Origin of the sequence: Hymenobacter sp. J193 (assembly GCF_024700075.1) — a bacterium.
Lineage (GTDB): Bacteria > Bacteroidota > Bacteroidia > Cytophagales > Hymenobacteraceae > Hymenobacter.
In genome coordinates this window covers 965,909-990,736 of record NZ_JAJONE010000001.1, presented here as the reverse complement: position 1 = coordinate 990,736, position 24,828 = coordinate 965,909, and the positions used below count along the sequence as shown (strand labels likewise).

General features: G+C 57.2%; 21 protein-coding genes. 8 read left to right on the top strand and 13 right to left on the bottom strand.

What is annotated here, in order from left to right:
* Window positions 1-117 precede the first annotated feature (117 nt).
* The gene (locus LRS06_RS04215) at window positions 118-1,176 is read left to right on the top strand and encodes a sensor histidine kinase (protein ID WP_257870331.1); all 1,059 of its coding nucleotides are present in this window, start codon (window positions 118-120) and stop codon (window positions 1,174-1,176) included.
* Between the two features lie 101 nt (window positions 1,177-1,277).
* The gene (locus LRS06_RS04210) at window positions 1,278-2,042 is read left to right on the top strand and encodes a LytTR family DNA-binding domain-containing protein (protein WP_257870330.1); all 765 of its coding nucleotides are present in this window, start codon (window positions 1,278-1,280) and stop codon (window positions 2,040-2,042) included.
* Window positions 2,043-2,123: 81 nt separating this feature from the next.
* Here LRS06_RS04210 and LRS06_RS04205 read toward each other — a convergent pair whose 3' ends face one another.
* Together LRS06_RS04205 and LRS06_RS04200 are read right to left on the bottom strand one after the other, a co-directional pair.
* Entirely contained in the window at window positions 2,124-2,531 is a 408-nt protein-coding gene (locus tag LRS06_RS04205; protein ID WP_257870329.1) for a cupin domain-containing protein, read from the bottom strand.
* Window positions 2,507-2,758, bottom strand: coding sequence for a Kazal-type serine protease inhibitor family protein (locus LRS06_RS04200; protein ID WP_257870328.1), 252 nt, complete (start codon window positions 2,756-2,758; stop codon window positions 2,507-2,509). Before LRS06_RS04200 ends, LRS06_RS04205 begins: the two co-directional genes overlap by 25 nt.
* A 239-nt stretch (window positions 2,759-2,997) precedes the next feature.
* On the opposite strand from LRS06_RS04200, the gene LRS06_RS25325 reads away from it, so the two are divergent.
* Together LRS06_RS25325 and LRS06_RS04190 are read left to right on the top strand one after the other, a co-directional pair.
* The gene (locus tag LRS06_RS25325; protein WP_196953268.1) at window positions 2,998-3,432 is read left to right on the top strand and encodes a YtxH domain-containing protein; all 435 of its coding nucleotides are present in this window, start codon (window positions 2,998-3,000) and stop codon (window positions 3,430-3,432) included.
* Between the two features lie 131 nt (window positions 3,433-3,563).
* The gene (locus tag LRS06_RS04190) at window positions 3,564-3,887 is read left to right on the top strand and encodes a YtxH domain-containing protein (protein ID WP_257870327.1); all 324 of its coding nucleotides are present in this window, start codon (window positions 3,564-3,566) and stop codon (window positions 3,885-3,887) included.
* Window positions 3,888-4,152: 265 nt separating this feature from the next.
* Here LRS06_RS04190 and lysS read toward each other — a convergent pair whose 3' ends face one another.
* The 6 genes from lysS to LRS06_RS04160 form a co-directional block, all read right to left on the bottom strand.
* Window positions 4,153-5,715 carry a lysine--tRNA ligase gene (gene lysS / locus LRS06_RS04185; RefSeq protein WP_257870326.1) on the bottom strand — a complete coding sequence of 521 codons (1,563 nt, stop codon included), beginning with the start codon at window positions 5,713-5,715 and terminating at the stop codon, window positions 4,153-4,155.
* Between the two features lie 183 nt (window positions 5,716-5,898).
* Window positions 5,899-6,942 carry a hypothetical protein gene (locus LRS06_RS04180; protein WP_257870325.1) on the bottom strand — a complete coding sequence of 348 codons (1,044 nt, stop codon included), beginning with the start codon at window positions 6,940-6,942 and terminating at the stop codon, window positions 5,899-5,901.
* Between the two features lie 227 nt (window positions 6,943-7,169).
* A complete protein-coding gene (locus LRS06_RS04175; RefSeq protein WP_257870324.1) occupies window positions 7,170-9,152 on the bottom strand; it encodes a carboxy terminal-processing peptidase in 1,983 nt (660 codons plus the stop codon).
* Between the two features lie 388 nt (window positions 9,153-9,540).
* Window positions 9,541-10,350: a hypothetical protein gene (locus LRS06_RS25320; protein WP_308239866.1), complete on the bottom strand. Its 810-nt coding sequence runs from the start codon at window positions 10,348-10,350 to the stop codon at window positions 9,541-9,543.
* 174 nt (window positions 10,351-10,524) lie between these two features.
* Entirely contained in the window at window positions 10,525-10,893 is a 369-nt protein-coding gene (locus LRS06_RS04165) for a hypothetical protein (protein ID WP_257870323.1), read from the bottom strand.
* A 127-nt stretch (window positions 10,894-11,020) separates the two neighbouring features.
* The gene (locus LRS06_RS04160) at window positions 11,021-12,217 is read right to left on the bottom strand and encodes a proline dehydrogenase family protein (protein WP_257870322.1); all 1,197 of its coding nucleotides are present in this window, start codon (window positions 12,215-12,217) and stop codon (window positions 11,021-11,023) included.
* A 294-nt stretch (window positions 12,218-12,511) separates the two neighbouring features.
* On the opposite strand from LRS06_RS04160, the gene aroB reads away from it, so the two are divergent.
* On the top strand, window positions 12,512-13,609 hold the full coding sequence (gene aroB / locus LRS06_RS04155; protein WP_257870321.1) for a 3-dehydroquinate synthase: 1,098 nt from the start codon (window positions 12,512-12,514) through the stop codon (window positions 13,607-13,609).
* Window positions 13,610-13,674: 65 nt separating this feature from the next.
* The gene (aroA, locus tag LRS06_RS04150; RefSeq protein WP_257870320.1) at window positions 13,675-14,949 is read left to right on the top strand and encodes a 3-phosphoshikimate 1-carboxyvinyltransferase; all 1,275 of its coding nucleotides are present in this window, start codon (window positions 13,675-13,677) and stop codon (window positions 14,947-14,949) included.
* A 70-nt stretch (window positions 14,950-15,019) separates the two neighbouring features.
* Here aroA and LRS06_RS04145 read toward each other — a convergent pair whose 3' ends face one another.
* The 5 genes from LRS06_RS04145 to LRS06_RS04125 all read right to left on the bottom strand — a co-directional run bounded on the left by LRS06_RS04145 (window position 15,020) and on the right by LRS06_RS04125 (window position 22,936).
* On the bottom strand, window positions 15,020-15,853 hold the full coding sequence (locus LRS06_RS04145; protein ID WP_257870319.1) for an ABC transporter substrate-binding protein: 834 nt from the start codon (window positions 15,851-15,853) through the stop codon (window positions 15,020-15,022).
* Window positions 15,854-15,962: 109 nt separating this feature from the next.
* Window positions 15,963-17,033: a M42 family metallopeptidase gene (locus LRS06_RS04140; protein ID WP_257870318.1), complete on the bottom strand. Its 1,071-nt coding sequence runs from the start codon at window positions 17,031-17,033 to the stop codon at window positions 15,963-15,965.
* 328 nt (window positions 17,034-17,361) lie between these two features.
* Window positions 17,362-18,927, bottom strand: coding sequence for an acyl-CoA carboxylase subunit beta (locus tag LRS06_RS04135; protein WP_257870317.1), 1,566 nt, complete (start codon window positions 18,925-18,927; stop codon window positions 17,362-17,364).
* A gap of 652 nt (window positions 18,928-19,579) precedes the next feature.
* The gene (locus tag LRS06_RS04130) at window positions 19,580-22,177 is read right to left on the bottom strand and encodes an ATP-dependent Clp protease ATP-binding subunit (RefSeq protein ID WP_257870316.1); all 2,598 of its coding nucleotides are present in this window, start codon (window positions 22,175-22,177) and stop codon (window positions 19,580-19,582) included.
* 138 nt (window positions 22,178-22,315) lie between these two features.
* A complete protein-coding gene (locus LRS06_RS04125; RefSeq protein WP_257870315.1) occupies window positions 22,316-22,936 on the bottom strand; it encodes a WbqC family protein in 621 nt (206 codons plus the stop codon).
* 118 nt (window positions 22,937-23,054) lie between these two features.
* On the opposite strand from LRS06_RS04125, the gene LRS06_RS04120 reads away from it, so the two are divergent.
* The gene (locus tag LRS06_RS04120) at window positions 23,055-23,927 is read left to right on the top strand and encodes a hypothetical protein (protein WP_257870314.1); all 873 of its coding nucleotides are present in this window, start codon (window positions 23,055-23,057) and stop codon (window positions 23,925-23,927) included.
* Complete coding sequence (locus LRS06_RS04115; RefSeq protein ID WP_257870313.1) at window positions 23,924-24,820, top strand: lysophospholipid acyltransferase family protein; 897 nt, start codon at window positions 23,924-23,926, stop codon at window positions 24,818-24,820. Before LRS06_RS04120 ends, LRS06_RS04115 begins: the two co-directional genes overlap by 4 nt.
* Window positions 24,821-24,828 lie beyond the last annotated feature (8 nt).

Sequence of the window (24,828 nt, the reverse complement as noted above, 5' to 3'; positions counted from 1 at the left end):
GCTGCGCGCCGCAAACGTTAAGCCATGTAGTATGCCCGGCGCAAAGTAGTTGGTCATTCCGGGCGCCGCACGGGATGACCAACTACTTCCATAGCTTGCAATCCAAACCCTGCTTTCATGCGCAAAAAGCCCTGGTTTTACCTGTTCATGTTCGCGCTGGCCTTGCTGCTGGCCCTGTACACGCGCCTGACCATGGCTGGGACCGTGGAGGAGTTCTACCTGTTCCCGGACGCGCCATTCTGGACGTTTCTGCAGGCTTTGCTGATTGTCTGGCTGCTGGATAAACTACATGCCGGGGGGGTGCGCCGCGGGCAGGCTTCGGGGCAGGCCCGCTACTTCTTCGGATTACTCTGGCGCGGGGCGCTGCTGTTCGTGGGACTTACCCAGCTGCTTACGGCGGTGCTGGAGCTTACCCACATCGGGCACGACAATTATGCCGGCTGGTACCCGGTGGCGCGCGGCCTTTCATCGGATGTTTTTCTGTACCTGCTGGTGGGCAGCGTGTACCTGCCGTTTCTGTACCAGCAGCACGCCGCCGAGGTGCGGATAGAGGTGGAGCGCCTGGAAAAGGAAGCCACCCAGGCGCGCCTGCGGGCCCTGCAACAGCACGTCGACCCGCACTTTCTGTTCAACAACCTCAACATCCTAGCCGCCCTTATCGAGCCAGCTAACACTATCGCACACGACTATGTGACCCATCTGGCCAGCCTCTACCGCTACTTGGTGCGCACCCGCCAGCACGATGCCGTGCCGGTAGCCGAGGAGCTGGCTTTCCTGCGCGACTACCAGTTTCTGTTGCAGCGGCGCTTCGGGGCCGCCTACGTGTTCGAGCAAGACGTACAGGTCTCTGATGATGAGCTGCAACAGCTGCTGATTCCGCCTGGGGTAGGGCAGGAACTGCTCACCAATGCGCTCAAGCATAATCTGGGCAGCCGCCGCCAGCCGCTTCACGTACGGCTCACCCTCACTGCCACCAGCCTGCAGGTTAGCCATGCCCGCCAGCCCCGCCCGGTGCCGCCCCCCGGCGAGGGCAGCGGGCTGGCCGGCCTGCGCGCCCGCCTCGCTTTGCTCCACGATATGCCCGTACGCATCGACGACACGCCCGAGCAGTTCAGCGTGACGCTGCCCCTGGTGCGCCGCGCCCCAGTTTGGGCTCAGGAGCAGGTTGAGGAGTAAAAGATACCATCGTGCTTCCCAAATTTCTGCTCATTTAGCAGGTCCTGCCTAGTTTCACTGCCCAAATCCGCGTAGCGTCTCACTACTCACTACTCGCCGCTATGCTCCGTTTGCTGTTGATTGAAGACGAGGAACCGGCCCTCGATCAGCTCCGCCGCTTTGCCCTGCAGTATGCCCCCACGGCTACCATTGTGGGCGAGTGTCAGCAGGTAAGTGAAGCCGCCGCGTTCTTACGTCAGCACCCGGCCCCCGACCTGATTCTGTCGGATATCGAGCTGCTGGATGGCAACGTGTTTCAGCTATTTGGACAGGTGGCCGTCAATAGCCCTGTCATCTTCGTCACGGCCTACGACTCGTTTCTGGTGCAGGCCTTCGAGCAGAACGGCATTGCCTACGTGCTCAAGCCCGTGCAGTACGCGCAGTTTGCGGCCGCCATGCAGAAGTTCGAGCGGCTGCGGCAGTCGTTTCAGGGAGCGGCCTTGCAGCAGCTGGCCGCAACGCTAAGTGGCACGGCGCCCGCTCCAGCCTACAAGCAGCGGCTGGTGAGCAAAACCCGCCAGGGTCTCTATCTGCTCGATGTGGCCGATCTGTCTTACTTTCAGCTGCGCAACGGTGTCACGCACGCCGTTGATGCGCAGGGCCGGGCCTTTGTGCTCAACGAAACTCTGAGCCAGCTGGAAGCCCAACTCGACCCGGCCCGCTTCTTCCGCCTCAACCGCACCGAAATTGTGCAGCTCAGCGCTATCGAGCGGCTGGAGCCCTATTTCAACGATACGCTGGTGGTGCACCTGCGCGGTCAGCCCGTGAGCCTCACTGCCAGCACCCACCGTACGCCCGAGCTGCGCCGTTGGCTGGGCCTGAAATAGCGACTAGCAGAAAACAGCAAAGCCCGTCACTTCTCCATGAAAAGAAGTGGCGGGCTTTGTAACGTGCCGGGGCCGGCTAGCCTATTCTTCACGGTTTACAGTAGCCGGGCTGAACGCCGGTACGCACACCGACCAATATTCACACTCGGCATTGAAGGGGTTGGAATAGCGTACCCGGGCTCCGGCCTTAATTAGCAGCGCCTGCCCGGCTTGCAGCTCTACCATCTCTCCGTCAATTTCGAAACGCTTGCGGCCGCGCACCACAATGGTTATTTCATCGAAAGCCGGCGTCTGGTGCGGTTCACTCCAGTGTGGCGGGGCTACCATGTGCGCCAGGCTGTACTGGCCGGTACCGGTGCTGGCATGGCCTACGTGCTCCTCAATGAGCTTGCCATCGGTAGTGGGCACCACAAACGGAGCGGGATTCAGAACGTAACGCTTGTCGGACATCAGCAGAAAAATGGCTAGTTGGTGGTAGCGGGCGGGCATTCGCCCTTGGTAAAGCTCGTTACGCCGGCATTGGAAGCCTGGCACGCATTGCCGTACGTTTTGCCATCGCAGCCGCATACCGGGTCGTACTGCATGGTGCACATGCCATCTTTGTTGATTTTCGACGCGTCGATGCACGCTGTGGTAGCAGCGGCAGGCTTTTCGGCAGACTGGCAGCCACCGGCCAGAGCCGTTAGCAACAGTGGGAAGGCAAGCAGAAATTTCATAACCCAGGGGGTAAGGTGAAGGATACGCCAAACATACGGAAGCCCATCCAGATGAGTCATCCGCGGGTAAGTATTCGGCCGAAGCTATTTTTTTGTCTTCTCTTAAAACCCCTTGCCAGAGCCTGCGTATAGGCACAACATCAGGATTGGCCTCGCTCCCTTGTACTGGCGCGGTTGATCTGCGGAAGGCGTTGCTTTTCCAAGTACCTCAACCATTCACATTCATTCTCTCCCTACTCATGTCGTATCACGAAGAAGACAACTCCGGTAAAATTCTCCTCGCTGCCCTGGCTGGTGCCGGCGCCGGTATCATTGCTGGTATGCTGATGGCCCCCGATAACGGCAAAGCCACCCGCGAAAAGCTGGGCTCCGCTGCTACCAAGTACAGCGGCCAGCTGGGCGAGCAGCTTTCCAAGTACGGCGAAGAGCTGGACACCAAGTTCAAAGGCTACGTTGAAAAGCTTGAAGAGCTGGGCGTTACCATCCCCGGTAGCAGCCTGAAGCTGAAAGGCGACTGGAACGAAGCTAAAGGCAAGCTACGTCAGCAGTACGCGCAGCTCACCGACGAGGATCTGGAATACGCTGAAGGCCAGGAAGAAGACCTCGTAGGCCGCCTGCAGCAAAAGCTGGGCAAAGGCAAGCGCGAAATCACCAAGCTCCTGAACGAGCTGTAAGCCACCGCAAAGTCAGCTTAGCCATAGAAGAAGCCCTTTCTCTTTCCGAGGAAGGGCTTTTTTTCAACTCTTTTGCCTGTTCCGCGTTATTTGTCTTCCACACGGACAACTCACCTTTTACTTTCCCTACCATGAAAAACGACAACGGTAAAATTATCCTCTCCCTGCTGGCCGGTGCTACGGCTGGCGTTGTAGCCGGCCTGCTGCTGGCACCCGAAACCGGCGAGGACACCCGCGCCGGCCTGCGCGACTCGGCCAGCCGCTTTTCCGGCGACCTGAACAAGCTGCTCAAAGATGGCCTCAGTCGCCTCAACGACCTGAAAACCGGCGGTGTATCGGCCGATACCAACCCCGACCGTTCCGCCGCCGACTCCCTGCTCGATGATCTGGGCTCTTCAACTTCGGATGCCACGACCTCTGAGGCTGGCACCGATGGCCGGTCGGAATCAGTTTAATAAAATTCGGGCTTCCGGCAACTTCTCTCGTATAGCACCGTAAAAACCATCATCAAGAGCTTGAAAGAAAATTGCTGAAAGGCTAAAGCAAAATTGCCGACAGTAGGAGCTTCTAGCGGGATTGGTTTAATAGCCCACTAGCAAAATCAGACTTGTCCATCGCACATTTCTTTGGTTGGATAAGCAATTGGAAGGGTAAGTAGCTTGATAAAAAAAGCCTCCTGCGATTAACGCAGGAGGCTTTTTGATGTTTATACCCAAGAGTTTAAGCAGACTCTTCCGGCTTCGGCGCGTTTTCCGACTTGGTATATTCCGGTTTCATCTGCGGGAAAAACAGCACGTCCTGGATAGAGTTGGAGTTAGTCATGATCATGCTCAGCCGGTCGATGCCGATGCCCAGGCCGGCCGTGGGCGGCATGCCGTATTCCAAAGCCCGCAGGAAGTCCTCGTCGAGCACCATGGCCTCGGTGTCGCCGCGCTTGCCCAGCTCCAGCTGGTCCTCAAAGCGCTGGCGCTGGTCGATGGGGTCGTTCAGCTCGGAGAAGGCGTTGCAGATTTCCTTGCCGTTGCAGATAGCCTCGAACCGCTCCACTAGGCCCGGCTTTGAGCGGTGCTTCTTGGCCAGCGGCGACATTTCCACCGGGTAGTCGGTGATGAAGGTGGGCTGAATCAGCTTGGGCTCCACATGCTCCCCAAAGATTTCGTCGATAATCTTGGCCTTGCCCATGCTGGGGTCCAGCGGCACGTGCAGCTGCTGGGCGGCAGCGCGCAGGCCGGCCTCATCCAGCTCCGAAATATCCACACCCGTGAAGTGCTGAATGGATTCAGCCATCGTGTAGCGCTTCCAGGGGCGCTGGAAGTTGATGAGGTTCTGGCCGACCTGTACCTCGGTTTTGCCGTGCAGGGCCAGGGCAACGCGCTCCACCATTTCCTCCACCAGATCCATCATCCAGTAGTAATCCTTATAGGCCACGTACAGCTCCATCTGGGTGAACTCGGGGTTGTGAAACCGGCTCATGCCCTCGTTGCGGAAGTCCTTGCTGAACTCGTACACCCCATCAAAGCCGCCCACAATCAGGCGCTTCAGGTACAGCTCGTTGGCAATGCGCAGATACAGCGTCATGTCCAGCGTGTTGTGGTGGGTTTTGAACGGACGAGCGGCGGCGCCACCGTACAATGGCTGCAGAATGGGCGTTTCCACCTCCAGGTAGCCCTTGTCGTTGAGGTAGTTGCGCATAGCCTGCACCAGCTGGGTGCGCTTCACGAAGGCGTCGCGCACATGCGGATTCACCACCAGGTCCACGTAGCGCTGGCGGTAGCGCATTTCCGGGTCAGTTAGGCCGTCGTATACTACTTCTTCGCCCGTTTCTTCGTCCCGCCGCGTTTTCACCACAGGCAGCGGCCGCAGGCTCTTGCTCAATAGCTTGAACCCAGTGACGTGAATAGACGTTTCGCCTACCTGCGTCTTGAACACGTGGCCTTTCACCCCCACGAAGTCACCCAAGTCCACGAGCTTCTTGAAGACAACGTTGTAGAGCGTCTTGTCTTCGCCGGGGCAGATTTCGTCGCGGTTGATGTAAAGCTGAATGCGGCCCGAGGCGTCCATCAGTTCCGCAAACGAAGCCTTGCCCATCACCCGCACCGACATGATGCGGCCGGCCAGGCTTGCCTCCTGGAAGTTGTTGAGCTCGGGATGGTAGTTGTCGAGGATTTCCTGGGCGTAGAAGTTCACGTCGAACAGCTCCGACGGGTAGGGCTCGATGCCGAGCTTCTGCAACTCGTCGAGCTTGTTGCGGCGAATAATTTCCTGTTCGCTGAGGTGGTGCATGAGAAGGTAGGTCGTTGAATAAGCCTGCAAAGGTACACACTGAAGGCCACGCGCAACACGTATTTCAGCAAGCACCCCAAACAGTAGCTCCAAGTGGGGTTGGTAGATAGCGCACAAGCAAAAAACGCTGCCCCAGCGGAGCAGCGTTTTGGTCTATATAAAGTAAGGGAACCATAGCAGTCGTTAAGCTGCAATACCCATTTGCGTTTCGGGCAATGTATCGGTAAGCAGCGGCCGCACCTGGTTGCGCAGGCGGTTTTCCACGAACGTATGCTGCAGGTGCTTGGGTAATTCGGCCACCAGCTGCTCATACCGTTCCAGGCCCAAAGCCTTGGCCACGTAGCTTTCGTGCAGCCCGTTGAGGTAGCTCACAATGTTGAGCAGAGACTGGTGGAAAAGCTTGAAGTCAATCTCGGCTTCCACGTAACGCTCAATCTCGCGGCTGGTTTGCGAAATGCGCAGGCGGCCCAGCAGATCGAAGATGGTGGTGTAACCCAGGCGCCAGGTAATCTGCTGCCAGTGTGTGGCCGTCCACTTATCCAGGGGCTTGCCGGTTTTCTGGCTGCGGATGGCAGTGTTGGCGTTGGCCTGTACCTGCTGGCGTGTTTGCTGGGCTTTCAGCTTGCGCGTGGTGCGCAGGAACTGGCCAATCTGAGCCTGGGCTTCGATTTCCTTGCCGGCAATGTGCAGGCCTGGCTTATAGCCCGCCAGCGGTAGCCGATGGATGCTAAAGTCACCATATGCGCCGGCCGAGTAGAACGAAATAGGGCGCGGGTAGGCATTACGCACCACCAGGCGGCCCACTTCGCGCCGGATCAGCGAAGGGTTGTTGCTGCGCACTCCAGCCGTGTACAGGAAGGCCTGCAAACCAGCCATGATGGCGTGGTAAGCCTGCGGAAACGTCCAGTGTAGGGCATTGCGCAGGTAGTCCTCGTCGCCCAACTCAGCCGTGGCACGCAGAGCGTATTCCGTGCTCCACGAAGCGTGCAGCAAGCGGGTTACCGCCTGCAGATCAGGCTCCGTCAGCTCGGCCTGGTGGGCCCGGAAGAAGGGGAGGTGCTGCAACCCACCCAGCGCGTCGTCGCCCTCCTGGATGTGGTAGTTGATTGCGAAGAAGTAATTAAGGAAAACCTGGGCCGGAATGGATTTGCGCCAGGTTTCCTCGGCTTGTTTCTGCTCATCCGTCAGAACCAGCGGAATGATGTTGTTTTCCATGTTCTCTGTCATGCTAAGTAAACAGCGCAAGATAAAAAACAGTTGCCTGTTTGCTAAAAATATTCGCAATAAATACTAAAATTATAGATCTGTTTATCAATGGTTTACTTATGTAAGCGAAGCTGATACAGCTAGTATTTATTTTAGGCGATTTGCTAAAGAAAAAGCAGAAGCCTATTCCAACAAAAAAGCCCTCAGCCTGAACAGGCCGAGGGCTTAACTTGTAAGTCAAAAGACGCTTACAACTGGTCTTTCATCACGGCTACCGCCTCTCGCAGGTCAATATCCGTTTTCAATACTTTCGTGAAGCGGGCAGCGCGGTTTACCTTCACAGAGTCGGAGCCCAGGGCCTGTACGTCGGTAGCCAGCGGGGCAATGGCCAACACCGGCGCGGCTTTTTTCATGGCCTCGTAACGGTCCGATTCAGCCTTGGCTTTTTCCTGCTCCAGGCGGAACGTGGAGAGCTTCAGCGACAGGTTAGTATCATCTTTCCGCTTGCGCATACGCTGCACCATCTCGGAAACCAGCTTGTATGATGGGCTGGCCGCAATACGGGCCTGGCTCTGGGATTTCAGCTTATCGAGCGGTACCGAGGGCGCCGCCCAGGTTTTGTAGCGGGCAGGGCCGATTTCGTCCCACTTCAGCGCGTACTCCTGCTCTTTCTCGCCCTGGTCGAGGTAGCTCAGCGCGTCGGGCAGAATAATGTCGGGCACTACGCCTTTAAACTGCGTGGAGCCGCCGTTGATGCGGTAGAACTTCTGCATCGTGAGCTTCAGGGAGCCAAAAGGCTTGAGGCTACCAAACTCGCTTAGCACGTCATCTAGATCCACTATTCGCTGTACGGTGCCTTTGCCGTAGGTGCTGGCCGAGCCCATAATCACACCACGCTTGTAGTCCTGAATGGCGGCGGCCAGGATTTCCGAGGCCGAGGCGCTGTGCTTGTTCACCAGCACCACCAGCGGGCCGCTGTACTGCACGCGCGGGTCACGGTCGTTGAGCACCGTGGCTGAGCCCTGGCTGCCTTTCACCTGCACCACCGGGCCGCTGTCGATGAACAGGCCGGTCATATCCACGGCATCCGGCAGGGAACCCCCACCGTTATAGCGTAGGTCAAAAATCACACCTTCCACATTTTCCTTCTTCAGCTTTTCCAGCTCCTTACGCACATCGGCGGCACTGCTGCGGCCACCATCGTCGTTGAAATCGGCATAGAAAATAGGCAGGCGCAGGTAGCCGATTTTCTTACCATTCTCGTTGATAACAGCTGACTGAGCATAGGTTTCTTCCAGAATTACCACGTCACGGATAATCGGAATAACCTTGATGCTGGCATCCGGCTTTTTCACCGTCAGGCGCACTTCAGAGCCTTTTTTACCCCGAATCAAGGAAATAGCTTTGTCTAGGCGCCAGCCTTCCACCGAAACCGGCTCGGCGGCGCCTTGGGCAACGCGCATAATCACGTCGCCCTTCTTCAGCTCGCCCTGGCGGTAAGACGCCGAGCCCGGCAGGATGTCATCAACTCTGATCTGGCCTTCCTGTTCTTTCAAGGTAGCCCCGATGCCTTCGAAGCGGCCCGTCATGCTCAGGTCAAAATCGGCCTTATCACGCGGAGCGAAATACTCCGTATGCGGGTCGTAGGTGTTGGCAATGGCATTGGCATACAGCGCAAACCGGTCGTTGGCATCCGTCTGCAGAATGTCGCTGAACTTATCGTCGTAGTTTTTCAGTACCCGCTTGCGCGCTTCAGCCTCCATTTCGGCTGGCGTACGCACGGGCTCCGTGGCAGTAGCTTTAGAGTCCTTTTTATTTTGCGCATCCATCATCTCCGACATGCGCAGCATTGTTTCGTACTTGAGGTACTTGCGCCACTGTTCACGCTGCGCTGCTTTATCGGCGGCGAAAGTGAGCTTATCGGAGTCTGTTTCCACCGATTCTTCCACCGTAAAGTCGAAGGGCTTCGATAGAATGTCGCGGTAAAGCGTCTGCGCCTCCCTGGTGCGCTGCTCAATGAGTTGGCTGGTTACATCCAGAAACTCGTGGGTGCCGGCCCGCACCTGATCGTCGATAGACGTCTGAAACTTGCGCAGGCGGGCCACATCGGTTTGCAGCAGAAACATTTTATTGTAGTCTACCCGCTTCAGCGCCAAGTCAAATACCCGCTTGGAAAAGTTGTCATCTATTTTCTCGGGCTGATAGTGAGCCTGCGTGAGACCCTGCAGCATAGCCTTGATCAGCAACTCGTCCTTTTGCGGAACTGGAGTGTTTGTCCTTCTATTGTACAATTTGTAGGAGGCCAGCACAAAGACGGCTGACACCAAAAAGGCGTACAAACCTATTTTTAATCGGAATGAAGACATGAATCCGAGGGGTAAAGAGTCCTAAACAAATATACGCAAAAGCGTACGCAAAAGGCAGCCCAAGCGGAAGGTTACTTATGCCTGGGCTGGGTAGCAGTAGAACGTGGTTTCAACTTCTTTAAGTGCCCGGCTACTGGGTAATAGGCCACACCAATCAAAATGAGGTTGCAGGTACCCGACCAGTTGGGTGACAAAAAGAACCGCCCCTCTCCGGATAGGAGAGGGGCGGTTCAAAGAAATATTAATCTATAGCTTAGCTATAGATACGGTCACCGTTGTGACGACGGAATTCACTTTCGAAGTAGCGAGCATCTTCCTCGTTGCGGGGTTTCACACCCATTACGATACCGCCATTCTTGATGTCGCTTTCATATTCAGCGGCACGGTCCTCAGGAATACCCGAGCCCACCAGAGCGCCTACCAGGCCACCCGTCAGACCACCGGCACCGGCACCAGCCAGCGCAGCAGCAATAGGACCGGCAATAATCAGACCCAGGCCTGGCAGAGCAACCGACGTACCAATGGCAGCAATAGCACCGATGACAGCACCAGCAGTACCACCAATGGCCGAGCCTACGCCAGCACCTTCCATAGCTTTGTCACCGAGGTCAGTGTCAGGCGTGTGGTCACCAAAGTGCGTTTTGCGGGTATCATCCGACATGAGCAAGTTCACATCATCTTTGGAATAACCACGCGAGGAGAGAGAGGTATAAGCCCGCTCAGCGCTTTCACGGTCACGGAAAGTAGATGTCAGCACACGAGGACCCGAAGTGTTCTGATAAGGCTGACCGGTTACAGCGTGAGCTGCTTCATCGGTAGCATTTTGTACGGCATCAACACCACGGCCTACCACTGCACCGGCGGTGCCAGCAACTGCAGCACCTTTGGCCGTTGCGCTGTAATCATCGCCAGCGGCACCTGAGCCCGTGCTGGAGTTACCTATGTTGCCGCTCGAAGTAGTATGATCACCGGAGCCATAGCCTGTACCAGCCGAGCCGGTACCGTAGTTAGAGCCTGAACCAGTACCAGTATTTTGGGGGTTGTTCGATTCGTTGGTATTCATGGGAAGTGGGAGTTAAGAGTACTTGAATGGGATGAGAACCAGTGCCTAAACACCGGCGAATCTCAACGTGGGATTCGAATAGCTTAACGGCCTACCTCAACGGGAGGTTACAAACGAAGTAGAGAAATGCCTAAATTCTATTAGAATGATTATGTTGGGTAGGGTAGGCGTTTTTCAGGCGAATTGCTGATAATTAGCCTCATCCTGCCAGAATTCACGGCATTGTCGGCGCAGGTTCGTAAGGAAGGCTTCATCCTGTTTCAGGGTGCGCCATTCGCCCAGGCCCAGCCGCTCACAGAGCTTGAAGAACTGGTCGCCCTGGCCTTTCGATCCTTTTACCTTTACCAAGCAGCTAAGCAAAGGGCGGCCGGCTACAAATTCGCTTTCGGAAATTTCGGCCAGAATCTCGTTCAGGCGCGACTTTTCGTGGGAAATTTCCAAGTTGAATCCTAACTCAGCCTCCTGCACCAAGTTCAAATAGCTAGTGGTTCCTACCTGGGTGCGGGCAAACTTGATTAAGTGGCTGCGTACTCGGCCGTTCATACAAAAAGGGGGAAAAGAGACAACGTAAGGGGAATGGGATGCGGAAAGTACAAAAAAAAGCCACTGTAGCAGCTATGAGCTGCCGCAGTGGCAAATTCAGTGCTAGAATGCATGCAGCGTCAGCACGCTACGCCTGTGGCCGCTTTCGGCGCGCCATCTCTTTCTGAATCAGCAGAAACTCACGGCTGCTCTGGCCGGAAATGGCCGTATTCTCATCGGCGCGGCGCAGGAGGTAGGGCATCACGGCTTCTACCGGGCCGTAAGGCACATACTTGGCCGTGTTGTAGCCGGCGTTGGCCAGATTATAAGTAAGGTTGTCACTCATGCCATAAAGCTGCGCAAACCACACCCGCTGGTCATCGGGCTGCAGGTTGTGTTGCTGCATAAGCTGGGTGAGCAGCAGCGAGCTGGCTTCGTTGTGGGTGCCGGCGCAGATGCTGATGCGGTCGGCATGCTCCACACAGTAGCGCAGGGCCTCGTCATACAGGTCGTCGGTGGCGTTTTTGGTGGGGTTGATGGGGTTAGTATAGCCGCGCTGGGAAGCTACGCGCGCTTCCTTTTCCATGTAAGCCCCACGCACCAGCTTGCCTCCCAGAAAGTAGCCTTCCCGCAGAGCCGTAGCATAGGCTTGCTTGATGGCGTCAAGGCGGTCGTGGCGGTAAAGCTGATAGGTATTCCAGACAATGGCCGACTCTTTATTGTAGCGGACCATCATGCCGTAGGTAAGCTGGTCGATGGTTTCCTGAAACCAGCTTTCCTCCGCATCCACGAATACCCGCACCCCGTAGCGGTGGGCCTGGGCGCAGATAGCGTCTACGCGGGCCTGAGCGCGGCTGTAGCGGGCCTGCTCATCGGCCGATAGCGCCTGACCGGCCTGCACCTTTTCCAGAATGCTGCTGTCGGCTACGCCCGTGACTTTGAATACCGAAAAGGGAATGTGCGAGGAGCGGTGCGCCAGCTCAATAGTAGCCAGGATTTCGTCGCGGGTGCGGTCAAAGCTTTTTTCGTCGCCTTCCCCTTCTACCGAGTAATCGAGGATGGTGCCGATGTGATAGCGGCCCAGTTCCTGAATGACGGGCAGACACTCCCGAATGGTTTCGCCCCCGCAGAACTGCTCGAAGATGGAGTGCTTGATCAGGAATTTGGAGCCCGGCAAGCTCCATTTCAGCGCCGTCTTCATCAGGCCGCCGCCCGTTTTCACCAGCACATTATTGTTCATAGCCGCAAACAGCGCGTACATTTTGCGCAGGTCGCCATCCGATTTGGAGGCGAAGGCCACGGCCGTATCGTCGAACGAAATGGGGAGAGCTTGGGTGGAAGGCATGCAGGCGGGCGTTTTAAGCGAAGTCGGGTGGACCATGCAAAGGTGCAGCAAAGATAACCGGTAAACCGCTTTCGAACTTAGTAGGATAGTTGGCTCCATAATCCCATTCATTGCAGAAATGGTTCGAGGCGGCGTCTATCTGCTTTTTGAGGGAGGATAGTGTCTTTTGGGCACGTGTATCGGTTCAACAATAGAAAAAGCCTGGATGCAAGAGGTTCAGGCTTCTTGGAGCAGCATTTTTTGCAGACCTGTATGCGTTAGCCATTGTAGCAAGCCCTGCCCAGCTACTTGGGCGTGAAGCGGGAGCATGTACCTTTACCGCGCACCCGCTACGGGGTGAATATTCTGATGAACGAAGAAACCATTTTCATTGGTCCCGAAGCTTTGCCTGCCCTGCAGACGCTGTTGGCGCGGCCTGCTGTGAGCCGTGTGTTTGTGCTGGTGGATGCCAACACGCGGCGCTGGTGCTACGACGTACTGCGGCCTTACCTGCCCGAAAATCACCACGTCATTGAAATGGCGGCCGGTGAGGAGTACAAAACCCTGACTTCCTGCGAGGCCGTATGGAGCCAGCTGACCGAGGCGCACACTGACCGGCACGCCGTGCTGGTAAACCTGGGCGGGGGGGTAGTGACGGACCTGGGCGGCTTTTGCGCGGCCTTGTACAAGCGCGGTATCCGGTTTGTGCAGGTGCCTACCACGCTGCTGGCCCAGGTAGATGCCAGCGTGGGTGGCAAAACCGGCGTCGATTTTCAGGGGTTCAAAAATCAGATTGGCGTGTTTCAGGAGCCGGCGGCCGTATGCATCGAGCCGCGCTTTCTGCAAACCCTGGAGCCGCGCCAGCTCAAGGCCGGCTACGCCGAGGTAGTAAAACACTGGCTTATTGCCGATGCTGACGCGTTTGCCCGCAACCGCCGCCTGGGCATCTTCACGGAAGACTGGACGCCGATTATCCGCGAATCGGTGGCACTAAAGCAGCGCATTGTAGCCCAGGATCCGCTGGAAAGCGGCCTGCGCAAGCTGCTCAACTTTGGGCACACCGTGGGCCACGCTCTGGAAAGCTACCTGCTCACGCAGCCGGGCCGCGAAATCCTGCACGGCGAGGCCGTAGCAGCCGGTATGATCTGCGAAACCTGGCTGAGCTACCACCGGGGCCTGCTTTCAGCTGAGGAGCTGGATCAGGTGGAAACCTTTTTGTTTTCGGTATTCGAGAAGGTGCAGTTCATTACCCTGGAAACCGAGGCCATTGCTGAATTTGCGCTTCAGGACAAGAAAAATACCGGCTCCACTATCAACTGCACCCTGCTTGAAGGTCTGGGCCACGGCGTGTTCGACCAGCCTGTGACGCTAACCGACATTGCCGATTCGCTCCGCTACTACCACCGGCTCTAACCCTTTTTCGACTTTCGTCTTTGCCATTTACCTGCGCTGGCTCCGGGCGGCGCGTTTTCCTTCGCATGACTGCTTTACCTGCTTCTGTTTCTCTGATCTGGCCTGGGGGGCCGCTGCGTGGTACGGCGCAGGTGCCCGCTTCTAAAAGTGAAAGCAACCGCGCCCTCATTATTCAGGCCCTGGCCGAGGGCGGCCAGCTTGCTAACCTGTCTGATGCCAACGACACCCAACTGATGCAGCGCCTGCTGCAGGAAAAGGGCGCCGCTACGTTTGACGCCGAGGATGCGGGCACGGTCATGCGCTTTCTGACGGCCTACCTGGCCATGACGGGCCGGCAGACCGAACTGCGCGGCACGGCCCGCATGCACGAGCGGCCTATTGCGGTGCTGGTGGATGCTCTCCGGCAGCTGGGCGCCCGCATAGAGTATCTGGGGGAGGAAGGCTATCCGCCGCTACGTCTGCAGGGCCGCACGCCTCAACCTGCCACTGAGGAAGCGGACTTTACGGAGCTGACGGTACGCGGCGACATTAGCAGCCAATATATTTCGGCATTGCTGATGGTGGGGCCCACGCTGCCGCACGGCCTGCGCATCTGGCTCACGGGCAAAGTGGGCTCCCGACCCTATATCCGCATGACGCTGGCGCTGATGCGGCATTTCGGAGCCCAATGCCGCGACTTGGGCGAGGTGCTGGAGGTACGACCGGAGCCCTATCAGCCCACCGACTACACCGTGGAGGGCGACTGGTCGGCGGCCAGCTACTGGTATGCTATGGTGGCCCTGGCACCGGCCGGCTCTCACCTCACGCTGCCCACGTTGCGCCGCTATTCCTGGCAGGGTGACCAAGCTATTGTGGGCATTATGGAAAAGCTGGGTGTGCAGACGGAGTTTCTGGCTGATGAAACCGTCCGGCTCACCCAGATTGCTCCGGCTGCTAGCCTCACTCAGGACTTTACCGACTGCCCCGACCTGGCCCAGACCGTGGCCGTAGTAGCTGCCGCGCTCGGTGTGCCCGCTGAAATGACAGGTTTGGAAAGCCTGCGCATCAAGGAAACCGACCGGATTGCGGCCCTGCAAAACGAGTTGGCCAAATTTGGCGGGGCACTAACTGATGCGGGCGAAGGCGTGTTCTGGGTATCGGCGGAAAACTTCCGCGTGGCTGGGCAAACTGTAGCCACCTACCACGACCACCGCATGGCTATGGCATTTGCCCCTCTGGCCCTGCGCGGCCCGCTCACCATCGAAGCGCCACAGGTGGTGCGCAAGTCTTACCCGCAGTTCTGGCGCGAACTCGAAAAAACCGGCTTCGCCACGGACTCTGCACCGACTCCGATATTTTAGGTAAAGGTAGGTGTCTTCCGAGAGCGTCTAATTCCGAGCGTAGCTGAGAAATAGTAGATTACAAACACCCTTATCTGGCCCGCAACTGGCGGAAATAGCCGGCTGAATGCTGCAGCCGACTGCCATACCAGCTGAACAGTTCCCCGTCTACAATGCGGATTTCAGCCTCGGGGCAGATGGCTTGAAACTCGGCCACATGCTTTTCACCGAAAGGGTAGGGCTCAGAGGACAGCAGAATCTGACGGGGTGCGGCGGCCTGCAGCCGTTCCGGCGTAATTTCGGGGTAGCGGGTGAGGCCACCGAACACGTTCTGGTAGCCCGCCCGCGTCAGCATGTCATCAATGAACGTACCGGCGGCGGCCACCATGTAGGGCTTGCGCCAGATGAAATACGCGGCTGATAGTGGCTCCTTCGGCAGTGGCAGGGCGTCGAAAGAGGTCTGAATACTGGCGGCCAGTGTAGCCGCGGCCTCCTCGCGCTCCACCAGTTGGCCAATGCGCCGAATCATGTCCAACGCATCAGGCAGGGAGTTGATGTCGCTCATCCACACGGGGTATTGCGCAGCCAGCTCTTCGATACCGGTCTGGTAGTTCTCTTCCTTGTTGCCAATAATCAAATCGGGCTTAAGGACAGCAATGGCTTCAAAGTGGAAGTTCTTGGTGCCGCCAATGACTTTGGCCTGCTTGCGGGCCTCGGCGGGGTGGAGGCAAAACTTCGTCACGCCAACTATCCGGTTGCCCAGGCCCAGGTCAAACAATAGCTCGGTCTGAGATGGGACCAAGGATACTATCCGCTGCGGAGGAAAAGGCAACTCCACGCGCCGGTTCATCTGGTCAACGACGGAACCACGAATTCGCCCGGATTGATCGGATTTTTTAGCCGGCTCGGCTCTGTTCGTCTCCATAGAAAAAATAGTTGCCAAACGAAAAGCCCCGCACCGGGCGAGGCTCTTCGTTTAAAAGGATTGGCGTGAAAACGTCTACGAAATCCGTGAAATCTACTGAATCCGTGGTTTAGCTGAAGTAGCGGAAATCGTGCTTGTCCTCAATGCGCAGGAGCGTCTCGTAAATAAGCTGGGTTACGCTCTCCACGTCGTCCTTGTGTACGGTCTCGACGGTGGTGTGCATGTACTTGAGGGGTAGCGAAATGAGGGCCGAGGCCACGCCGGCGCCGGAGTAAGCAAAAGCGTCGGTATCGGTGCCAGTGGCGCGGGTAGCGGCGGCGCGCTGGAAAGGAATTTCAGCCTTTTGGGCAGTTTCAATGATGAGGTCCCGCAGGTTGTTCTGGACGGCGGGGCCATAGGTAATTACCGGGCCTTTGCCGCAGAAAATGTCGCCGGAGGTCTTCTTCTCGTACATCGGCGACTGGGTATCGTGGGTCACGTCGGTTATAATAGCCACGTCGGGGTTGATGCGGTGGGCAATCATCTCGGCCCCACGCAGGCCAATTTCCTCCTGCACCGCATTCACGATGTAGAGGCCGAAGGGCAGTTTTTTGCCGTTTTCCTTGAGCATGCGGGCTACTTCGGCAATCATGAAGCCGCCTACGCGGTTGTCCAGCGCCCGGCCCACGTAGAATTTGTCGTTGAGCACCATGAATTCGTCCTCGAACGTGACGACGGAGCCCACATGAATGCCCATCTGCTCTACTTCCTCCTTGCTGGAAGCGCCGCAGTCCAGGAATACGGTTTCGATGGTAGGGGCTTTATCCTGCTCCGTTTTGCGCACGTGAATGGCCGGCCAGCCGAACACCGCCTTCACAATGCCCTTGTTGGTGTGGATGTTTACCCGCTTGCTGGGGGCCACCAGCGGGTCAGATCCGCCATTTCGCCGCAGATACAAAAAGCCGGACTCCGTAATGAAGTTCACAAAGTAGCTGATTTCGTCGGCGTGAGCCTCAATCACTACTTTGTACTCGGCCTCGGGATTGATAACGCCCACCACCGTGCCGTAAGTATCCACGAAGTAGTCGTCGATGTAGGGCTTGAGGTAATCGAGCCAGATTTTCTGGCCTTCTTTCTCGAAGCCGGTAGGAGAGGAGTTGTTCAGATATTTTTGAAGAAAATCGAAGCTTTCTGGACGCATATGACCTGCAAAAAATTAGGAAATCAGGGTTTTCATAAGCCTAACAGCAAAGAACACTGCCAAAACATTTACGGCAACTACTACTACCCAGAGTGCTACTTGCCAATCCCAGAAGCTGATAAATACTCCCAGTGCATTGATGCAAGCCGTAGAAAAAGCGAAGGCATAGCCGACTTTTCCTATTGAATAAGAACGTTCATCGGAAAACCCTATTATCCCAAGGATGGCAGGAATAAGTCGGGTATACCTAAAGAAAAGTCCTATTGCTAAGGTAAGAAGGACGCCAACTACAAAAATCAGGCTTGGGTTTATTTGCATACAGGCCTCCCTACAACGGAATGTTGCCGTGCTTCTTACGGGGCAGGGTGGCCACTTTGTTTTCCAGCATCTTAAACGCCCGGATCAGCTTCTGGCGTGTCTCGGAAGGCAGAATTACTTCGTCTATAAACCCGTGATGAGCGGCACGGTAAGGTGTAGCAAACTTTTGCTGGTAGTCGTCCACCTTCTCCTGCAGCTTGGCTTCGGGGTCTTCGGCCTGGGCAATTTCCCGTTTGAAGATGATTTCGGCCGCGCCTTTGGCTCCCATTACGGCAATTTCAGCCGTGGGCCAGGCATAGTTCATATCCGCCCCGATGTGCTTGCTGTTCATTACGGCATAGGCGCCGCCGTAGGCTTTGCGGGTAATGACGGTGATGCGCGGCACGGTAGCTTCGCAGAAGGCATACAGCAGCTTGGCGCCGTTGGTGATAATGCCGCGCCATTCCTGCTCAGTACCGGGCAGGAAGCCGGGCACGTCTTCCAGCACTAGCAGCGGAATGTTGAAGGAGTCGCAAAAGCGCACGAAACGTGCGGCTTTGGTGGAGGCATTGATATCGAGCACCCCGGCCAGTACCGCGGGCTGGTTGCCCACGATGCCGATGCTACGCCCACCCAGCCGGGCAAACCCAACGACAATATTCTCGGCAAAGTTTTCGTGCACTTCTAAAAAGGAGTCAGCGTCGATGATGCCCGCAATTACTTCGCGCATATCGTAGGGCTGATTGGGGTTTTCGGGCACGATGCTGTCCAGCAGAGGGCGCAGTTCATCCGCCGGCTCGTAGGGGAGGGCCGGGGCCGTTTCTTCGCAGTTCTGAGGCATATAGCTCAGTAGCTGCTTGAGCCGGGTAATGCAGGCAATTTCGTTGGCGCAGGCAAAGTGCGTAACGCCGCTACGGCTTGAGTGCGTGTTGGCCCCACCCAGCTCCTCGCTGGTAACGCTTTCGTGGGTTACCGTTTTCACTACGTTTGGCCCGGTCACGAACATATAGCTCGTATTTTCGACCATCAGGATAAAGTCGGTAATGGCAGGGGAGTAGGCCGCGCCGCCCGCGCACGGCCCCATAATGGCCGACAGCTGCGGTATCACACCCGAGGCCAGGGTATTCTTGTAGAATATGTCGGAATAACCCGCCAAACTTAGCACGCCTTCCTGGATACGTGCTCCACCAGAGTCGTTGAAGCCAAGGAGCGGCGCGCCGTTCTGGAGGGCCAGATCCATGATTTTAACAATCTTGTTGGCGTAGGTTTCGCTTAGTGAGCCGCCGAACACCGTGAAATCCTGCGAAAAAACGTATACCAGCCGGCCATTGACGGTGCCGTATCCCGTCACGACCCCGTCGCCCAAATAGTATTCCTTATCGAGGCCAAAGTCCTTGGTGCGATGCATTACGAATTTGCCAATTTCTTCAAAGGAGCCTTCATCCAGCAGCAAATCAATCCGCTCCCGGGCCGTGAGCTTGCCTCTTTTGTGCTGAGCATCAATGCGGTCCTGGCCGCCACCAAGCAGGGCTTCAGCGTTTTTACGGGCGAGAATTTCGGTTTTGCTTAGTTGGGCTTCAGCGTGTAGATCGGACATACGAGGTGGGGCAGATGTATTGAAAAGGGCAATTTAGTCAGGCACCAAAGGTAATGCCCGGCCATAGAAAAGCCGCACCTAAATTTGGGTGCGGCGGCTTTCTTCTCTGGCTGCTGAGCACGGCCCGTTAGCTAGGATCTGTTCCCGTAATCACCACTTTTCCCGTTTTACGATCTAGCTCAGCGTATGTCCGCTGGCCGACGAAAATGAACAGCATACCGGAGCTAAAAACAAGACGCCTAATAACCGGCGGGCCAGCTGCTCTGTTGCAGGCCTTTACTACATTGGTAGTCCACAATACCTGTTGCTCGTGATAGGCTGTAATAGACTCTTTGTCCGCCGACACCCAGTACACTACGCCATCTAGGCCTCGCACACCCTGTAGCCGGGCAGATGGCTCAAAAGCCGGGGCAACTCCGGTTGCTACTGCGGGCTCTTGCCACAACAAGCCAGGGTTATAAGGCAGAGAGCTGGAAATTGCCTGGCCGGCACATGCGCCAGCCAGTAGCATTGCGGTTACGAATAACAGGCATCCACGAAACGGTATCATAGCAGCGTAAAAATTTGAACAGCGGGATTAGCTCCAGCAAGTAAACAAAAACGGCCGGCTCCCTCGCGGAAACCGGCCGTTTTTACTTAACTCAATATTAACTTATTTCTTCGCGTCCGCATCGTCGCCCGACTCGGGCTTCTCGGCGGGCCGCTCGTCGCTGGCCAGATTAGGCGCCTCGCCACTCTTGCTGACAGAGAAGTTCAACTCATCCTTGCCGGCTTCGTAGTCGGCCGTGATAACGTCGCCCTGCACCACCTGGGCTTTGAGGATTTCCTCCGCAATCGGGTCTTCGATGTACTTCTGGATGGCCCGGTTGAGCGGACGCGCACCGTACTTGGGGTCGAAGCCTTTTTCGGCTACGAAGTCCTTGGCAGCTTCGGTCAGCTCTACACGGTAGCCCAGCGTCTGCACCCGCGAGAGGAGCTTGCTGAGGCTGATGTCGATGATCTTGTGAATATCCGACTTCTCCAGGGAGTTGAAGACGATAACATCATCCAAGCGGTTCAGGAACTCGGGCGAGAAGGTTTTGCGCAGGGCGTTGGTGATAGTGCCCTTCGTCAGCTCGTCCATGTTTTCCTGTCGCGCCTTGGTGCCGAAGCCGATGCCCGCGCCGAAGTCCGCCAGATCACGCGCCCCGATGTTGGAGGTCATGATGATGATGGTGTTGCGGAAGTCCACCTTGCGGCCCAGGCCGTCGGTCAGGATACCGTCGTCAAGCACCTGCAGCAGCAGGTTGTACACATCCGGGTGCGCCTTCTCGATTTCGTCGAGCAGAATAACCGAGTAAGGCTTGCGGCGGATTTTCTCCGTCAGCTGGCCGCCTTCTTCGTAACCCACGTAGCCGGGAGGTGCGCCCACCAGGCGCGAGACACTGAATTTCTCCATGTACTCCGACATGTCAATCCGCACCAGCGAATCTTCCTTGTCGAAGAGGTAGGTAGCCAGCACCTTGGCCAGCTCCGTTTTGCCTACGCCGGTCGGGCCCAGGAATACGAACGAGCCGATGGGCTTCTTGGGGTCTTTCAAGCCCACGCGGGTGCGCTGGATGGCTTTCACCAGTTGCTTGATGGCCTTGTCCTGCCCGATTACCTTGCCCTGCAGCTCTTCGCCCATTTTCAGGAGCTTGGAGCTTTCGTTCTGGGCTACGCGGCTCACGGGAATTCCGGTCATCATGGCAATAACCTCGGCCACGTTTTCCTCCTTCACGGTGTAGCGTTTCTTCTTGGTCTCCTCTTCCCAGTCCTTTTTGGCCTGGTCGAGCTGATCAATCAGCTTCTTCTCCGTGTCGCGCAGCTTGGCGGCTTCCTCGTATTTCTGCGACTTCACCACGCGGTTCTTCTCCACCTTGATGTTCTCAATCTGCTCTTCGAGCTTGAGAATATCCTCGGGCACCACAATGTTGTTGATGTGCACGCGGGCGCCGGCTTCATCGAGAATGTCGATGGCCTTGTCGGGCAGGAACCGGTCCGACATGTAGCGGTCCGACAGCTTCACGCAGGCCTCAATGGCCTTGTCGGTGTACACTACGTGGTGGTGGTCCTGGTACTTGTCCTTGATGTTGTGCAGGATTTCGATGGTTTCCTCGGGCGTGGTGGGGTCCACCATCACCATCTGGAAACGACGAGCCAGGGCGCCGTCCTTCTCGATATACTGCCGGTACTCGTCCAGCGTGGTAGCTCCGATGCATTGAATTTCGCCGCGGGCCAGGGCCGGCTTGAACATGTTCGAAGCATCGAGCGAGCCGCTGGCACCGCCGGCGCCCACGATGGTGTGCAGCTCGTCAATGAACAGAATCACGTCGGGCGACTTTTCCAGCTCGTTCATCACGGCCTTCATGCGCTCCTCAAACTGACCGCGGTACTTGGTGCCGGCTACCAGCGAGGCCAGATCCAGCGTAACGACGCGCTTGTTGAAGAGCACGCGCGACACTTTCTTCTGAATGATACGCAGGGCGAGGCCTTCGGCAATGGCCGTTTTACCTACGCCGGGCTCACCAATGAGGATGGGGTTGTTTTTCTTGCGGCGGCTCAGAATCTGGGCTACGCGCTCAATTTCCTTTTCGCGGCCCACAATGGGGTCGAGCTTGTCGTCTTCGGCCAGCTTGGTCAGGTCGCGGCCAAAGTTGTCGAGCACCGGAGTGCGCGACTTCTCGCCGGGCTTCTTGGCGGCCGCGCTGCTGCCCGACTTCGAAGAAGAACCAAAGAGTTTGTCGTTGTCGTCGTCGTCGGTGTCAGAAGGACCGGCGGAGGGACCGGCGGCGTTGCCGCGGTAGTCGAGGGAGTCGCGCACTGCTTCGTAGTTAACGTTGAACTTGGCCAGAATCTGGGAAGAGATGTTGTCCTCATCGCGCAGGATGGAAAGCAGCAAGTGCTCCGTGCCGATGATTTCGCTCTTAAAGATTTTGGCTTCCAGGTAAGTAATCTTGAGAACCTTCTCGGTCTGCTTTGTGAGCGGGATAGAGCCGGTGATGCTGGTGCCCTGGGTGGCCGTGTTGCGGGTAGCCTGCTCCAGCGCATACTTCAGCTCGTCCACGGAAATGCCCAGCTTTTTAAGCAAGCCGATGGCAGTGCCTTCGCCTTCGCGAATCATGCCCAGCAATAGGTGTTCGGTGCCAATATAGTCATGCCCGAGCCGGATGGCTTCCTCCCGGCTCAAGGATATAACCTCCTTGACTCGATTTGAGAATTTAGCTTCCATGCAGATAAGTAGTGAAGAAAAAGGGAAACCCGCAAGTGATACGCCGCGGCGGACGAAAAGCGGGCCGGGCCGCCGCTACCTGAAAACAGGCAAATACGGGCCAGGGTTCGGAAGGGGAAAAAGAGAACGGCAAAAACCCTACACGAGAAAACTGCCGGCGGCCGGACCCTGCATAAACAGCAGGTCCAGGATGCTCAGGCCAGATACAAACGGTGCGCCAAACGTTTGGGGATAGGGGCGTACCGACGTCCTGTCAGGTTCCGGGGAAATAGGAGCTTTGGGTGTCAGCCAGTCGCGCCGGTCGCGCACGGCAGTGGGGGAGTAGGTGGGGTGATAAGCGGCGGTGAATTCCACGGGAATCCGAAGCCGCAGGCAACGCAGATGCAGGTGCAGCAGCGCCAGGTTCAGGTCGAAAAGTAACGGTATTTTCTGTACGTAAATATCGTGCAGATAGTCGGCGTAGTAGGCAAAATACGGGCTACTGCCGTAGGCGGTTTGCAAGGTGCGCCAGTGGCGGTGCACCCAGTTCTGCCGATAGTCGATTTCCAGCGCGCTAATAAGGACTTTTTCGCTACGGTTGCCATCAACAACGGGCACGGTGAGCGGCTGCACGCCCTGGGCCGTGAGAATCAGGCAGCGGTTGCGGTAGGTTTGCTTGTGGTAGTGCTCGTGGCGTTCCAGCAGGAGCATATCATTGCCAGGCAGCTCGGCAAAAAATGCCGCGGGCGGATTATATTGGAGTTCAAACAAAACGGGCATGATGCTGGCTTGGCAGGCGGCAGATATTGGGGCCCGCACGCGGGAACCCAGGCCAAAGTACGGGCGTTAGCCGCATTGCCTACCGTAAAATTTCCTGACTCGTTTCCGCCATCCTGACATGAAGCATTATATACTTGTATTGCTGGCCCTGGTTCTGGCAGTTGTTGCCCAGGCGGCTCCTCCCAAACTGCAGCTGGACGTGGCCGCGTTCCGCAATCTGGACATCGGCCGGAAGGGCGGCGTGCTGGAGCTGTACGCCACCGTCGACGGCAACTCGCTTACGTACCAGCGCCGCGCACCCAAAGCATTTCAGGCTTCGGCCGTGCTTACGCTGGAAGTGCTGAAGGCCGATGGGCAGATTGTTTACAGCGAAGTTATCAAGCTGAAGCCGCCGGTGCTGAAGGACACCACGCAGGCCATCAAAAACCCGATGAGCTTTCAGAAGCGCGTGGTGCTGCCCGATGGCACCTATACCGTGCGCGGGCAGGTGCGCGACCAGTACAAAGCCGGTGGCAACCGCATTGTGGATGTTCCGCTGCTCATGCAGTTCGACCAGCCTGGGCTGCGCCTGAGCGACGTAGCGGTGCTGGCCAAAGCGCCCAGCCGTTCCCCCGCCGATACCAACTTCAACCGGGGCGGCTACCTGCTTATCCGCACGCCCGGCGGCCTCTACGGGCGCGGTGCCGACCAGCTTTTTGCCTATGCCGAGCTATACAACGCCCCCACTGAGCAGACGCTAACGACGAAATACCGGCTGCGCCTAGTAGGCGGCACCAAGGACGCGGCAGCGGGCACCGGCACGGCAAAAGGCGTGTCAGGTTCTCCGCATCTTATCCTCGTTGATATGGACATTGCGAAGTTGCCCGCTGGGGAATACGATTTAATTGTGGAAGTTCGCGGGGCCAAAAACAAGCTGTTGGCCAGCAAAACCACCCGGGTGCTGCGGCAGCCCGATACGTACGCCCCGGCTGCGGCCTCCCTTCGCTTATGAGTTCACCCGTTGCTGCGGCAACTTACCCGTGGTATTTCCGGCCCCTCGACTGGCTGTTACGCGCTACAGCTGCTCTGCCGCTGCCGCTGTTGTACGGCCTGGCCGAAGTGCTTTATTTTCTGATGGCTTACGTGCTGCGCTACCGGCAGCGGGTGGTACTGGAGAACCTGCGCAATTCTTTCCCGGAAAAAACTGAGGCGGAGCACCGGCAGCTGGCCCGGCGGTTTTACCGGCACTTTGCCCAGCTGATGGTGGAAATACTGTGGCTGCGCCAGGCTACCCCCGCCCAGCTTAACCGCCGGGTGGAGTATCCCAACAAGCACGTTATTACGGACCGGCTCAAGGAAGGCAAGTCACTGCTGGCCCTGGGCTCCCATGCCGGCAACTGGGAGTGGATTCTGACTTCCGGGCAGTTGCAGCTGGATGTACCGGCCGTGGGCGTGTACCAGCCGCTGAACAACGCGTTTTTCGACGAGTTCATGTACAAGCTGCGCACCCGCACCGGGGCCGAGCTGGTGACCATGCGCGAAACCATCCGCTACATGGCCGCTACCCGCAACCGGCAGAAGGTGCTCAGCATGCTCTCCGACCAGAGCCCCAGCAACCCCACCAACCGCTACTGGACAGAGCTGCTGCACCAGGATACGGCTTTCTACACTGGTGCCGACCGGCTAGCAGCGCATTTCCAGATGCCGGTGGTGTACGTGAGCATCCAGCGGGTGCGGCGCGGCTACTACCGCATTGTGCTGGAAGAGCTGTTCGATGGACAGTCCCCGCTAAACCCGGATCAGCACCAGATAACCGAAGCCTTTGCCCGCGCCCTGGAGCGCGACATCCAGCGCGCCCCAGCCGACTACCTCTGGTCGCACCGCCGCTGGAAACACAAGCGGTAAAATGGTGA

Coding starts and splice junctions, on each gene's coding strand:
- LRS06_RS04115 (WP_257870313.1), top strand. CDS start 23,924: ATGAGTTCACCCGTTGCTGCGGCAACTTACCCGTGGTATTTCCGGCCC.
- LRS06_RS25325 (WP_196953268.1), top strand. CDS start 2,998: ATGTCGTATCACGAAGAAGACAACTCCGGTAAAATTCTCCTCGCTGCC.
- lysS (WP_257870326.1), bottom strand. CDS start 5,715: ATGCACCACCTCAGCGAACAGGAAATTATTCGCCGCAACAAGCTCGAC.
- LRS06_RS04180 (WP_257870325.1), bottom strand. CDS start 6,942: ATGACAGAGAACATGGAAAACAACATCATTCCGCTGGTTCTGACGGAT.
- LRS06_RS04145 (WP_257870319.1), bottom strand. CDS start 15,853: ATGGAGACGAACAGAGCCGAGCCGGCTAAAAAATCCGATCAATCCGGG.
- LRS06_RS04200 (WP_257870328.1), bottom strand. CDS start 2,758: ATGAAATTTCTGCTTGCCTTCCCACTGTTGCTAACGGCTCTGGCCGGT.
- LRS06_RS04160 (WP_257870322.1), bottom strand. CDS start 12,217: ATGCCTTCCACCCAAGCTCTCCCCATTTCGTTCGACGATACGGCCGTG.
- LRS06_RS04120 (WP_257870314.1), top strand. CDS start 23,055: ATGAAGCATTATATACTTGTATTGCTGGCCCTGGTTCTGGCAGTTGTT.
- LRS06_RS04140 (WP_257870318.1), bottom strand. CDS start 17,033: ATGCGTCCAGAAAGCTTCGATTTTCTTCAAAAATATCTGAACAACTCC.
- LRS06_RS04215 (WP_257870331.1), top strand. CDS start 118: ATGCGCAAAAAGCCCTGGTTTTACCTGTTCATGTTCGCGCTGGCCTTG.
- LRS06_RS25320 (WP_308239866.1), bottom strand. CDS start 10,350: ATGAATACCAACGAATCGAACAACCCCCAAAATACTGGTACTGGTTCA.
- LRS06_RS04190 (WP_257870327.1), top strand. CDS start 3,564: ATGAAAAACGACAACGGTAAAATTATCCTCTCCCTGCTGGCCGGTGCT.
- LRS06_RS04210 (WP_257870330.1), top strand. CDS start 1,278: ATGCTCCGTTTGCTGTTGATTGAAGACGAGGAACCGGCCCTCGATCAG.
- LRS06_RS04205 (WP_257870329.1), bottom strand. CDS start 2,531: ATGCCCGCCCGCTACCACCAACTAGCCATTTTTCTGCTGATGTCCGAC.
- LRS06_RS04165 (WP_257870323.1), bottom strand. CDS start 10,893: ATGAACGGCCGAGTACGCAGCCACTTAATCAAGTTTGCCCGCACCCAG.
- LRS06_RS04130 (WP_257870316.1), bottom strand. CDS start 22,177: ATGGAAGCTAAATTCTCAAATCGAGTCAAGGAGGTTATATCCTTGAGC.
- LRS06_RS04135 (WP_257870317.1), bottom strand. CDS start 18,927: ATGTCCGATCTACACGCTGAAGCCCAACTAAGCAAAACCGAAATTCTC.
- LRS06_RS04125 (WP_257870315.1), bottom strand. CDS start 22,936: ATGCCCGTTTTGTTTGAACTCCAATATAATCCGCCCGCGGCATTTTTT.
- LRS06_RS04175 (WP_257870324.1), bottom strand. CDS start 9,152: ATGCTGCAGGGTCTCACGCAGGCTCACTATCAGCCCGAGAAAATAGAT.
- aroA (WP_257870320.1), top strand. CDS start 13,675: ATGACTGCTTTACCTGCTTCTGTTTCTCTGATCTGGCCTGGGGGGCCG.